Origin of the sequence: Lachnoclostridium sp. An138 (assembly GCF_002160765.1) — a bacterium.
In the GTDB taxonomy this organism is placed as follows: Bacteria; Bacillota; Clostridia; order Lachnospirales; family Lachnospiraceae; genus Laedolimicola; species Laedolimicola faecalis.
This window is the reverse complement of the sequence record NZ_NFLF01000008.1, coordinates 74,692-87,385: the sequence shown is the minus strand read 5'-3', so window position 1 is coordinate 87,385 and position 12,694 is coordinate 74,692. Positions and strand designations below refer to the sequence as shown.

The 12,694-nt window shown below is 46.7% G+C and carries 9 protein-coding genes; all 9 read right to left on the bottom strand.

Going from position 1 to position 12,694, the window contains the following annotated elements:
• Nucleotides 1-234: 234 nt before the first annotated feature.
• Nucleotides 235-1,170, bottom strand: coding sequence for an ROK family glucokinase (locus tag B5E82_RS08705; RefSeq protein WP_087307175.1), 936 nt, complete (start codon nt 1,168-1,170; stop codon nt 235-237).
• Nucleotides 1,171-1,263: 93 nt separating this feature from the next.
• Nucleotides 1,264-2,199 carry an HPr(Ser) kinase/phosphatase gene (gene hprK, locus B5E82_RS08700; protein WP_087307174.1) on the bottom strand — a complete coding sequence of 312 codons (936 nt, stop codon included), beginning with the start codon at nt 2,197-2,199 and terminating at the stop codon, nt 1,264-1,266.
• 239 nt (nt 2,200-2,438) lie between these two features.
• Nucleotides 2,439-4,295 (bottom strand): excinuclease ABC subunit UvrC, encoded by a 1,857-nt coding sequence (uvrC, locus tag B5E82_RS08695; protein ID WP_087307173.1) that lies wholly within the window; start codon nt 4,293-4,295, stop codon nt 2,439-2,441.
• Between the two features lie 162 nt (nt 4,296-4,457).
• On the bottom strand, nt 4,458-5,351 hold the full coding sequence (locus B5E82_RS08690; protein ID WP_087307172.1) for a glycyl-radical enzyme activating protein: 894 nt from the start codon (nt 5,349-5,351) through the stop codon (nt 4,458-4,460).
• Between the two features lie 2 nt (nt 5,352-5,353).
• A complete protein-coding gene (locus B5E82_RS08685) occupies nt 5,354-7,717 on the bottom strand; it encodes a glycyl radical protein (protein WP_087307171.1) in 2,364 nt (787 codons plus the stop codon).
• Between the two features lie 210 nt (nt 7,718-7,927).
• Nucleotides 7,928-9,163, bottom strand: a complete 1,236-nt coding sequence (locus tag B5E82_RS08680; protein WP_087307170.1) for a sugar ABC transporter substrate-binding protein — start codon at nt 9,161-9,163, stop codon at nt 7,928-7,930.
• Between the two features lie 55 nt (nt 9,164-9,218).
• Nucleotides 9,219-10,220: an ABC transporter permease gene (locus tag B5E82_RS08675; protein WP_087307169.1), complete on the bottom strand. Its 1,002-nt coding sequence runs from the start codon at nt 10,218-10,220 to the stop codon at nt 9,219-9,221.
• Nucleotides 10,213-11,178 carry an ABC transporter permease gene (locus B5E82_RS08670; RefSeq protein WP_087307168.1) on the bottom strand — a complete coding sequence of 322 codons (966 nt, stop codon included), beginning with the start codon at nt 11,176-11,178 and terminating at the stop codon, nt 10,213-10,215. The genes B5E82_RS08675 and B5E82_RS08670 overlap by 8 nt, the downstream gene beginning before the upstream one ends.
• Nucleotides 11,175-12,689 (bottom strand): sugar ABC transporter ATP-binding protein, encoded by a 1,515-nt coding sequence (locus B5E82_RS08665; RefSeq protein WP_206415660.1) that lies wholly within the window; start codon nt 12,687-12,689, stop codon nt 11,175-11,177. The genes B5E82_RS08670 and B5E82_RS08665 overlap by 4 nt, the downstream gene beginning before the upstream one ends.
• Between the last annotated feature and the right edge of the window lie 5 nt (nt 12,690-12,694).

The following is a 12,694-nucleotide window of genomic DNA, read 5'->3' as shown; positions in this document are numbered from 1 at the left end:
ATTCGCGGCTCGTGCCGCCAAAATAAAAGGGAGAGATAGGGCCTGGTGCCCCAAATATAGAAAAAAAGGCGTCACCACGGGAATTGGTAACGCCTTTGTTATCATTAGTAATTTGTATGTATTATCTTTTGTTGACTTTATTCTAATACGCTTTTATCGAAAAGTCAATGCACTTGTCTGTCGAAAATGCTGTCACTTTTTGGCACTTCTTCTCCATTCTGCACAAATACCGTCTTATCCCAGTATCAGCTTCGCGCAGCCATAGATTCCGGCGTCGTTGCCAAGCTCTGCCAGGGCAAAGGGCGTATCCTTCGCAGACTTAAACGCGCAGGGCTTATAATATTTCTGCACATACTCCAGAAGAACCGGACCGGCCTTTGACACGCCTCCGCCGATTACGATGATCTCCGGATCAAGAACTGCCGTCATACCGGCCACTGCTTTGCCGAGATACCGGCCGAAACGCTCTGCCACCTGAACTGCCAAAGCGTCCCCCTCCTTTACCGAATCAAAGACCAGCTTCGCTGACATCTCCTGACCGCGCATGATGGAAGGCGCGTCGCTTTCTTCCAGGATCTTTCTTCCCAGCCTTGCGATTCCCGTCGCGGAAGCGAACTGCTCCAGACAGCCCTGATTGCCGCAGCCGCAGCATTCCTCAATCTCATCATCCACATGAATATGACCGATCTCGCCGCCCGCTCCGTGGGCGCCCGTCAGGATCTTGCCATCCACTACGATTCCGCCGCCCACTCCGGTTCCAAGCGTGATCAACAGTACGTTGGTATGGCCTTTTCCGCCGCCCAGCCACATCTCGCCCAGGGCCGCCACATTGGCATCGTTCCCGGCTTTGGAAGGAAGCCCTGTCATCTCTGTCAGTTCTTTTGTCACTTCCTTATAGCCCCAGCCCAGGTTTGCCGTGTGAGGCACAATTCCATCCTCGGAAATGGGTCCCGGCACATCCACGCCGACTCCTGCGATTTCCTCCATCTTCAGGCCATGCTCCTGAATCTTTTCCCGGATAGAAGCCGCCATGTCCGGAAGAATCGCAGCTCCCTCATTCTCCGTCCGGGTCGGAATTTCCCATTTGTCCAGAACAATTCCATCCTGATCAAAGAGTCCGAACTTGACTGTAGTTCCTCCGATGTCGGCTCCAAAACAGTATTTTTTCATACCTTTCCACCCCTTGTCCCTGCAGCCTGCTACAGAGTATTTTTATTTTCCGCATCTGTGATCCGGCAGCATAACCAGAACCGCAGTGCTCTTCTATTTCTTTCTGGCCATGCTTTCCTGCACCCGGCGGTACAGCTCCTGGGCCGCATTGTAACCCATCTTCTTCTGCCTGTGGTTGACAGCTGCCGTCTCCACGATAATAGCCAGGTTCCGGCCCGGACGAACCGGCAGAGAGTGGCATACGACCTTGTTTCCAAGGAATTCCGTATATTCCTCCTGAAGTCCCAGACGGTCGTAGTCCTTGTCCTTATCCCAGTCTTCCAGCTTGATCACCATATCGATCTGCTGGGTTTCCTTCACGCATTCCACACCGAACAGAGTCTTTACATCCACGATTCCGATGCCGCGCAGCTCGATAAAGTGCTTGGTAATCTCCGGAGAGCGGCCTACCAGCGTGTCGTCGCTGACCTTGTGAATCTCCACCACATCGTCTGTCACAAGGCGGTGTCCCCTCTTAATCAGCTCCAGAGCCGCCTCGCTCTTTCCGATTCCGCTCTCGCCCATGATCAGCACGCCTTCGCCGTATACATCCACCAGCACGCCGTGAATGGAAATACGGGGAGCCAGCTGCACGTTCAGCCAATTAATAATCGCCGCCATGAAATTCGATGTAGTCTTATCCGCAAGAAAAACGGGAACCCGGTACTGATTTGCCAGCTCCAGCGCTCTGGGCTCCGGTCTTGTCTTTGAAGTGTAAATCACACAGGGAATGCCGCTGGAGAAAAACTTCTGATAGATAGGCTCCTTCTCTTCATCACTTCTGCTCTGCAGATAAGTATACTCGACGAACCCGACAATCTGCACCCGCTCCGAAGCAAAGTGCGCAAAGTATCCGGACAGCTGCAGTGCCGGACGGTTGATCTCCGGCGAAGCCAGCTTCATATCTGTGATATCGATATCAGGCGTAAGATTCTTCAGATTCAGCTTTTCTACCATCTTGGTCATTTCTACTGTCAATACGCTTGCCATAATCGTTCCTTTCTCAGAAATTCCTGTCGAAATATTCCGTAACTGTTCAGTACCTTCGCAGTTACGATTCGCAGGCCCATGAAAATCAGCTTCGCTGATGGGGACTGCTCACACCTGAATCACTTTCTTACGGCCTCATCAGCAAGTGATTCGGCCTATACTGAACAGTTACAATATTTCTTTCATTTTATCATACCCGCCATAAAAGTTGCAAGGCCAGGCGGGAAAATATGACAGCCTCAGTGAAAAAATTTCCACACTTTTTCCGCTGCGGCCCGGTTCATGGACGGCACCGCCGCCAGCGCCTCCACATCCGCCTCACGGATGGCCTCCAGGGACTGGAACTGGCGCATCAGCGCCTTTCTCCTGGAAGGACCGATGCCTTCGATATCATCCAGTACCGAATGTACCTGTTCTTTACTGCGCAGGGAACGGTGATATTCGATGGCAAACCGGTGGGCTTCGTCCTGGATTCTTGTAATCAGCCGGAAGCCTTCCGAATTCCGGTCAATCGGAATCTCTGCATTATTATAATAAAGTCCTCTGGTCCGGTGGTTGTCGTCCTTCACCATACCGCAGACCGGAATATCAAGCCCCAGCTCATCCAGCACCTGAAGAGCCACATTGACCTGTCCTTTTCCGCCGTCCATCATCAGCAGGTCCGGAAATTTCGTAAAGCTTCCCAGCTCCTCCGGCATCTCTTTATCCTGAAGCTCTTTTCCTTCTTCCAGCCCGTGCCGGAACCGCCTGGTCAGCACCTCGTGCATACTGGCATAATCATCCGGCCCTTTCACCGTACGGATTTTAAATTTGCGGTAATCGCTGCGCTTTGGTTTTCCCCGCTCGTACACCACCATGGAGCCTACCGACTCAAAACCGTTTGTATTGGAAATATCAAAGGCTTCCACACGGCTGATCCCTGACAGTCCCAAAAGGGAAGCGATTTCCTTCATAGCCCCGATCGTGCGCCCTTCTTCTCTCTTGATTTTCTCCTTATCCTGACTCAGTACCAGAGCCGCGTTTTTCCTGGCCAGCTCCACCAGTTTCTCCTTCGCTCCGATTTTCGGGACACGCAGATAGACCCTGTGCCCGCGCCTTGCGGTCAGCCACTGCTCTATCAGCTCCTGATCGTCTATGGCCTCCTGAATCATCAGCTCTCTGGGAATGTAGGGCGTTCCCGCATAAAACTGCTTGATAAAGCTTCCCAGTATCTCTTTTGTGGGCTCTCCCTCTGAGGTTCGCAGATAAAAATGGTCGCGGCCGATCAGCCGCCCGTCCCGGATAAAAAAGACCTGCACGACTGCGTCCTCTCCGTCCACAGCCATGGCAATGATATCCTTGTCCTCCATATCACTGTTGGTAATTTTCTGCTTCTGGGCAATCTGCTTCACGCTGTTCAGAAGCTCCCGATATTCGATGGCCTTTTCAAACTCCATGGCGTCCGAGGCCGCCTTCATCTTCTCTTCCAGCTCCTTCAGAAGCGGGCCGTAGTTTCCATTCAGAAATTCCAGGGCCTTTCCCACATTTTCCGCATACTGCTCTTTGGAAATATAGCCCTGGCAGGGGGCTGCGCACTGCTTAATATGATAATTCAGGCAGGGCCTCTCTTTTCCCATGTCTTTCGGCAGATTCCGGCTGCAGGTACGAATCTGGTAAAGCTTGTGAATCAGCTCAATCGTATCCTTCACCGCGCCCGCGCTGGTATAAGGCCCGTAATATTTCGCCTTGTCCTTCTTCAGCTGCCTGGAAAAAAGCACCCGGGGATAATCCTCATTTACCGTCACCTTGATATACGGATACGTCTTGTCATCCATAAGCATGGTATTATACTTGGGCCTGTGCTCCTTGATCAGATTGCACTCCAGAACCAGAGCCTCCAGCTCAGAATCCGTGACGATATATTCAAACCTGGAAATGTGGGTCACCATCTGATCAATCTTTACGCCCTTGTTGCGGCTGGACTGAAAATACTGGCGCACCCTGTTTTTCAGGGAAATGGCCTTGCCTACATAAATAATGGCGTCTTTTTCATCGTGCATCAGATAGACGCCGGGCCGGGCCGGGAGCTTTTTCAGTTCTTCTTCTATGTCAAACATATATGTCAATCCTTCCTGTTTTTCGAAAACACGCCGGATACGTCCGTTTTCTCAAGGATGATTATATACTATTTCGGGCCGGAAATCCATACGAAGGGAAAGAACACTGTTGTTATCTTGAAATAACCACAGTGTTCTTTCCCCGACTGCCTATTATAAACATTATCCGTCTATATGAATATCAAGAGAGGTTTCTATTCCTGCCAGACATTCCTCTACCAGCTTTTTATCCAGCATATTCATACCCGGATTCCAGTAATCCATTCCCAGGTATAGATATTTGTTGGCAGCATACCGGTGATAGGGAAGAAAATCTATTTCTTTCACCTTCATCTTTTCCGCAAATCGAATGACATCTGTAAGAGCCTCCCTGTCAAAATTAAACTCCGGAATCACAGGCACGCGGATAATCACTTCTTTCCCTGCCACACACAGCCATTCGCAGTTTTCCATAATCCGTTCACATCCGCCACCCGTATAATGCAGGTGCTTTTCACTGTCTGTATGCTTGATGTCGTAAAGGAATAAATCCATCCACGGCAGTATTCGTTCAAAATTTTCCCACGGTACATTCCCACAGGTTTCTATTGCCGTGCCAATCCTGTTTTCTTTACAAAGCCGCAATATCTTTTCCAGAAATTCTGCCTGCAGCAATGCCTCTCCACCACTAAATGTCACACCTCCACCTGTACGCTCATAAAAGCTTTGGTCCTTTTTCAACTCCTCCAATAGTTGTTCCGGAGACATCCTGGAATCTCTCAGATATTTTGCTTCCGCATAACAAACTTCTGCACAGGCTCCGCATCCAGTACACCGGCTGCGATCTACTGTTATATCTCCCAGCGTACCAGAAGCTTCATTAGGGCATACCCGTACACATTCGCCGCAGCCAATGCAAAGCTGAGGATTAAACATCAAAACAGGCTCCGGCAGCATAGCCTCCGGATTACAGCACCAACGACAGCGCAGACTGCATCCTTTCAGAAAGACTACTGTACGAATTCCCGGCCCATCATGGACAGAAAACCTCTGTATATTTGTGATCCTTCCTTCCATAATCAGTATCCCGTCAGGCTGGTTCGATCAATAATGTCATCCTGCACTTCCTTCCCCAGCGCCGTAAAGAAGGCACTGTATCCGGCCACCCGGACTACCAGACCTCGGTATTCCTCAGGATGTTTCTGAGCATTCAGGAGATCTTCTTTGGTTACCACATTAAACTGTGTTTCCCAGACGCCACAATCACAGATACTCCGCATATATTCACCAAACACCTGGTCGCAACCCTGTCCTTTGAAAATAGAGGGATGCAGAAGCTGGTTCAGCACAGAACCATGTCCCGCACGAACATTGCAGAGTTTTCCAGCCGATTTGAAAATAGCCGTAGCCCCCATCTTGTCATCCCCGTGCGTAGGCGACACGCCTCCGTCATTCAGCGGATCTCCTGCATGACGGCCATTAGGCGTAGCCGCTGTATGCTTTCCGTTTGGCACGTTAGCTGTCAGATAATAAATTCCGGCAGTAAAAATCCCACCTCGGGCATTTTTCCGTCCCTCCAGCGCATCGCAAAATACCGAAATAGCAAAATTACTCATAGAATCAGCTTCATCCATATCATTTCCATATTTAGGTGCCCGATTTTTCAACATCATACGCAAAGGCTCTTTCCCTTTGAAATCTGTCCGCAGCGCTTCTAACAGTTCTTTCATACTTAAAGACTTTTCATCAAAAACAAATTTTTTGATTGCCATCAGAGAATCGCCAACGGTGATTGGTCCTACGCCAAGAGGAGACGTAAAGTTATACACAGCTCCTCCTTCTTCGAAGTCTTTCCCTTTTTCGATACACCCTTCAATGACCGAAGAGCAGAAAGGAAGACGCAGATACATCTTATGACACATATCAATCACCCGATCATATTTCACGAGAATATCTGTAAAATAATTTACCTGCTCCCGGTACGCATCTTCCACTTCTTCCATAGATGTAAAAGTAGAGGCATCCCCTGTATGCGGTCCCATCTGCTGCCCTGTCAGCATACATCTGCCATCGTTTAATGCCAGCTCCAGACATTTGGAAAGATTGATATGTCCGCTGTTTCCCCAACTGTTGGTCTTTCCGTCTACTACAGGCTCACTGCAGCCCAGGAAACTGAAATTCCAAGCATCTTCATCCGCTATTCCAATTCTCTTTACTGCTTCTGTAATCAGCACATCATTGTATATTTTGACCTTGTTCAGCCCCATTTTTACATTTCGGATCACTTCGTCAATCAGCCGCTGCGAGGTATTTCTGTGAATACGTACCGCAATGTCTGGCTGTGCAAGAGCAATTCTCCGATCAGCTTCCAGCACAAGGATCGAGATATCATTCGTAATATCGCTTCCATCAGCCAGTGTTCCCCCAATGGTAATGGTCTGTCCATGAGCCGGCCCCGTATTAACCGCCGTGGACTCATTGGATGAAATCTTGTCAATTTCTCCCAGCTTCAGATACAGGCACTCCATCAGTTCCAGAGCTTCCTCATGGCTCAGATGCCCATTTTCCTGATCTGCTTTATAGAATGGATACAGAAATTTATCCATTCTTCCTATGCTGATAGCAAGGCCATTTCCCTCCATCTGAATAGAAAGCTGTACAAAATACAAAAACTGCAGTGCCTCCCAATACGATTTCGCTGGACTTGCCGGCACATGCGCACAATTTTCAGCTATCTGAAGCAATTCCTTTTTTCTCTGTGTATCCGTCTCTTTTTCTGCCATTTCCAGAGCCAGACTGGAAAATCTCTGTGCATAGAGAATTACGGCCTGCATGGCTTCGATACAGGACTTATAAAATTCTCTTTTTTCCACATAATCATCTTGTTCCAGATCGAGATCCGCCATTCTCTTTCTGCAATCTGCTATCATTTTCTCAAATCCGGTGTTTAAAAGTCTCTCATAATCTGGTACCAGATGTCCTGGTGATTTGGAAGAATAACTGGCATTGTATACCACACCCAAATCTATCACCTGCTGAAGTTCTTTGGGAATACAGGTTTCTATACGCTCGTCCAGCGCCTTTCCTTCCCAATATTCCAGGCATTCACGCATAGTCGCCTTCTGTTCTTCTGTAATAGCAAACTGATCTCCCGGCCTGGTCGCAAAATCATCCATCTGTCTGGAGATCCATCCTGCTGCATACTCCGGAAACAAAGGTGTGCTTCTTACCTTCTGCGTATGACATCCTACAATCAACTCATTCTCATGAATGGCAATTGTCATATGCTCCAGAACATGCCTAAGAGCCAGAGCCTTCTTCATCGGCTCCGATTTATCCTCATTCATCCGATAACTTTCTGTAACAAGGACTGCGCGCTCTGTATCTGCGGCTCTGGTCGCATTTAAAAAGGCATTTCTTAATTCTGTAATCCGATCCTTCATGTTTGCTCCTCCTTCCTTTCTATCTTCATTATAGGCAAACAGTTTTTCAGCGAAAAGTCACAATCCCGCCCGGAAAAAGGGCAGGCTTTTGCCCGTTTTCTCTCTTCCTGCAGACTCTGATGTCAAAAAAGAAAAGTCCTGCAAAGATTTTAACTGTCTTAACAGGACCTTTCCCTTATCTCAGTTCTTTCTTAACCGCTTACAGCTCTCTTACCACTGTGCAGGCAGATAATCTTCTACATTATCCGCATTGATAACTGCCGGAGCCATAAATACATAATCATCAATTTCTTCACCATTAAACCACTTTGCTGCAAGCAGAACCGGAAGCGCACCATCCTGCATCGGAGGCTGATTGGTACCGCAGGTCAGTTTTCCTTCCTGAATATAATTAAGTGCAATCTCACTGTTGTCAATTCCACCAATCAGGATATCACTTCTTCCTGCCGCCTCACATGCTTCAATCGAACCCGTTGCCTGTACGGTCGTCTCAGATGTGAAAATAACCTTCAGCTCATCTCCATATTTTGTAATCCAGTCAGAAACTACCTGTTTCACATTTTCCGCAGAATCTGTTCCCGGAGACTGAATATCCAGGCACACCATATCAGGGGCAATCTCTGCCAGTTTTGTAATAACGCCATAAGCGCGGGCATAATATGCAGAACCGCCAGGATTATGGGTAATTACACAGTAGCCTCCTTCATAGCCGGCCTGCTCTGCCATGTATTCCGCCATCAGCTTGCTTTGATCCCAGTCAGCCGGTCCACAGAAACTCAAAAGATACTGGAATCCTTCATTGCTGGGCATTACATTGGAACCAATAACCGGAATTCCTGCATCATACATTTTTCTGAGATGGGTTACAGACGTTTCCTGATCTACAGGCTTATAAATGATTAAATCCGGATGCTCATTAATCGCCTGATCCACCTGCTGGGTCTGAATATTGGCATCCCAGTTTGCAGACATCACTTCTACTTCCATACCAAAAATTTCACACGCCTGCTGTGTTGCTTCTACATACGCTGTGTGATATGGATGATCTCCATTTGACAACAGAATTATTTTCTTTCCGATACATCCGTCCGCAGGAGACTCCGGCTGCTCCAGCTTTTCAACCTGAGCATAAGGATACTCAAAATCATACCAGTGAAGCTCATCCGTTTCCGGTAAAGCATCCGGATCTTCCGGCCTTTCCGGAGCTTCCGGAATCAGTGTGTCAATAAACAGGGGGTTGCCTGCATTGTCTGTAGCCGACTGCCAGTCAATAGCCTTGCTTTTTGTCAGATTATCTTCTCCACTCTCTTCTGTCTCGGACACTTCTCCCGCGCTTTCCTCTGCCGCATTTTCAGCAGTATCAGCCGTCTGTTGTCCTCCGCAGCCTGCCAGCATACTCACCGCAAGTACAGATGCTGTGATAATACTTATCCACCTTCTCTTCATGTTGTAAAAACCTCCCTTTCTTTTTATAATGACTCTGTCGCCAGATTATCATTTCTTATTTTTCTTTCAGCAAATCGCTTTTAGATCCCAGCAGTTTATTCTTTCGATATAAGCTTACCGCTTCCATAAGTACCACAACGATCAGCACCAAACCATTTACAAAAATCTGCATTTCGTAGCCCAGTCTGAAACAGGTAAGTCCATTGTAAAGCGCCGTCAATGTCAACACTCCAAAAAAACTGTTCAACACACTTCCCTTACCTCCCGTCAGGCTTGCTCCACCCAGAACAGATGCCGCAATCAGCATATTCAACGGGCTGATTCCCATAGCTCCAATATCTGCCATGGCAGAAGCCAGATAGCAGGCATAAACAGCTCCACCCAGAGCTGCGAAACCGCCATTAATAGAAAAAGCCGATGTCAGATACCTGTCCGTCTTGATTCCCGCATACCAGGCTGATTCTATATTTCCGCCTACCAAATAAAAATTCTTTCCAATCACTGTCCAGTTCATAAAAATTTCCATTACAAGTACAATAATAATTGCAAGCAGTGCACGGTTTGGGAGCAGCGGAATCCATTTCGCATCCAGAAAGTCTGTCATAGCAAAATTCGTAATGGAACGGGTAGCCGCATTATTGGAATAGCTCACCAGTCCCTGTATCAGGGTAGACATTCCCAATGTGGCAATAAAAGAATTAATCTTTGCTTTTGTAACCAGAAGACCGTTTACAGTTCCCACCAGAACACCGGCGACTGTGGCGGCCAGAATCGCCAGTACGAAATTATCGGTTTTTTCTACTACATAAATGGCTAGGTTACCAGCCAGATTAATAATAGCCACAGTCGAAAGATCGAGATGTCCACAAATCAGTACAATCGTAAATCCAACTACTACAATGCCGTTCAGCATCGCCGTACCCAATATAACTCCAATATTATAAGCATTGAAAAAATTAGGCGCAAAGATGCTTAAAATCAGAAAAACAAGCAGAAAAATCCAGTAAATTCTCCGGGCATTCAAAGCTGCCCACACCTTTTTCCTATCTTTAACCATTGAGCGCCTCCAATTTCTTTGTCGTGTAATTGGTAAACCAGACAATGACAATGAAAACAATACCTGTAACTACATTCTGCAGAAAGCTGTTTAGTCCCAGCAGGGTCATGATATTGTTTAAAAGGCCAATAGCCAGTACGCCACCAAACACACCTGCAATACTTCCTCTTCCGCCATCCAGCACCATTCCACTTAAAACTACGGCGGTAATGGCTCTGAATTCATACCCGGTACCATAGTTATAACAGGCTGATATGGAAAGTGACGCAATAAAAAGTCCCGTAACTGCTGCCGCAATACCGCTTCCCACAAAAGAAAGCACGATAATTTTCAAGACATTAATTCCACTGTATTTTGCGACCTCTTCTGAACATCCCACCAGTTTGAACTGTCTTCCAATTCTGCTTCGCGAAATAAAAATATGAAGCACTGCCATCAGAAGTACCATGACGATGACTCCCAAAGGAATAAAACCAAATACACGATACCTGGATATCTGCTCAAAAAGTTCCACATTGCCTTCTTTAGGATAAATATTGGCACTTCCGAAGACCACGCGAATCAGTCCCGCAAACACAAAACTCATGGCAAGCGTCCAAACCACTGTGTTGATTCTGAACTTTCCAATTACCAGCCCATTCAAAGCACCTATCAGGACGCCACTGGCAAGTGTACAAAACAGCATGGGAAACATTCCAAATTTCAAAGTCAGTATTGATACAAAGCTTGCTACCGCAATCGTAGACGGTGTAGATAGATCCACACTCTGTCCACAGTAAGTAACAAGAGCCATTCCGCTGGCCAGTATTCCCAGATACGATACAGCATCCAGAATATTTACAAGATTTGTGAGGCTCAAAAACTTATCTGAGACCAAACATCCAGCAATCAGCAGAAAGAGCACAATCATATATGTTCCAAATTTCCCTATATATTCTAATCCACTTTTCTTTTTCATAATCCTGCCCCATCTCCATTTGCCAGCATCAGAAGGGATACCTCAGAACAGTTATCCTGTTCCTTATCAATAATTCCTCTCTGACATCCATGATATAAAATCAATACTCTGTCGGAAAGCCCTCCCACTTCCATCAGATCTGATGAAATGATAATTGCTGCATTTCCTTTATTTACATGACGCTTGACAGCCTCATGAATCATACTTTTCGCTCCCACATCCACTCCTCTTGTGGGCTCGTCAAGAATCAGAAGCTTCGGATTTGTCATCAGCCATTTCGCCAGAAGCACTTTCTGCTGGTTTCCTCCGGAAAGCTGCCCTGTTATTTTATCTGTGTTCGGCGGATTGACCTGAAGTTCTTCCATTAATTTTTTTACCTGTCCCGTCTCCTCTTTCTCTTTGTACCAGAATGTTTTACTCTGACTGACTGTTTTTGCACTTACAATATTTTCTCCAATGGGGAGATTCAACATCAATCCCTGAAGCTTTCGATCCTCAGACAGATAAGCAATATTTCTGCGGATAGCTTCTGAATAGCTTCGATTTTTAATCTTCTCACCCTGATAAAAAAGTTCTCCTTCATCCCAGACATCGATTCCCACCAGTGCTCTGGCCAGCTCACTTCGTCCTGCTCCGGAAAGGCCGCAGATTCCAAGGATTTCACCCTCGTGAACTTCAAAACTGATATTTTTGAAAAAACCATAGCGTGTCAGGCTTTTCGCCTGCAGAACAACTTCCCCCACATCCGCTTTTCTTTCCGCATAAAAATCCCGGATATCCTTTCCCACCATATTTCGGATCACAGCTTCCGAAGTCGTATCCTCTTTTTTGACTGTATCTACATGCTTTCCATCACGCATAGTTGTAATATAATCTGAAATTTCAAATACTTCACTTAAGAAATGTGAAATATATAGAACTGCAAGCCCCTGAGCCGTCAGCTCTCGAATGATTCCGAACAGTCTCTTTGCTTCATCTCTTGAAAGTGACGATGTAGGCTCATCCATGATCAGAATCCCCGGATTGCTTGAAAGTGCCTTTGCAATCTCCACCAACTGTGCTTCATGCTGGCTTAAAGATGATACCAAAGCATTCGGGCTTATATAATCCAGTCCTACCATTTTCAGGTATACTTTGGACTTTTCTATGAGAGTCTTTCTATCAAGAAAAATTCCCTTTTTTCTCGGCAAAGCTCCAGACATGATATTTTCAGCCACCGTAATCGGCCGGGCCAGTCCAAGTTCCTGATGAATAATGGCGATTCCACACTTTTTTGCTTTTGTGGGACTGTCAATCTTTATCTCTTCCCCATTTATAAAAATTTGTCCTTCATAATCCGGATATTCTCCTGCCAGCACTTTCATCAGTGTAGACTTTCCAGCTCCATTCTCTCCACAGACTGCATGTACCTCGCCCTTCTGCACCTGTATACTGATATCATTCACTGCCAGAAAAGAAGAAAAGCGTTTCACAATATGCTTCATCTCTAGAGCGTATGTTTCCTTTTCCATTCACC

Bases quoted from the DNA above. Each gene is read 5' to 3' on its own strand.
- B5E82_RS08680 (WP_087307170.1), bottom strand. From the start codon at position 9,163: ATGAAGAGAAGGTGGATAAGTATTATCACAGCATCTGTACTTGCGGTG.
- B5E82_RS08670 (WP_087307168.1), bottom strand. From the start codon at position 11,178: ATGAAAAAGAAAAGTGGATTAGAATATATAGGGAAATTTGGAACATAT.
- B5E82_RS08675 (WP_087307169.1), bottom strand. From the start codon at position 10,220: ATGGTTAAAGATAGGAAAAAGGTGTGGGCAGCTTTGAATGCCCGGAGA.
- uvrC (WP_087307173.1), bottom strand. From the start codon at position 4,295: ATGTTTGACATAGAAGAAGAACTGAAAAAGCTCCCGGCCCGGCCCGGC.
- B5E82_RS08705 (WP_087307175.1), bottom strand. From the start codon at position 1,170: ATGAAAAAATACTGTTTTGGAGCCGACATCGGAGGAACTACAGTCAAG.
- hprK (WP_087307174.1), bottom strand. From the start codon at position 2,199: ATGGCAAGCGTATTGACAGTAGAAATGACCAAGATGGTAGAAAAGCTG.
- B5E82_RS08685 (WP_087307171.1), bottom strand. From the start codon at position 7,717: ATGAAGGATCGGATTACAGAATTAAGAAATGCCTTTTTAAATGCGACC.
- B5E82_RS08665 (WP_206415660.1), bottom strand. From the start codon at position 12,689: ATGGAAAAGGAAACATACGCTCTAGAGATGAAGCATATTGTGAAACGC.
- B5E82_RS08690 (WP_087307172.1), bottom strand. From the start codon at position 5,351: ATGGAAGGAAGGATCACAAATATACAGAGGTTTTCTGTCCATGATGGG.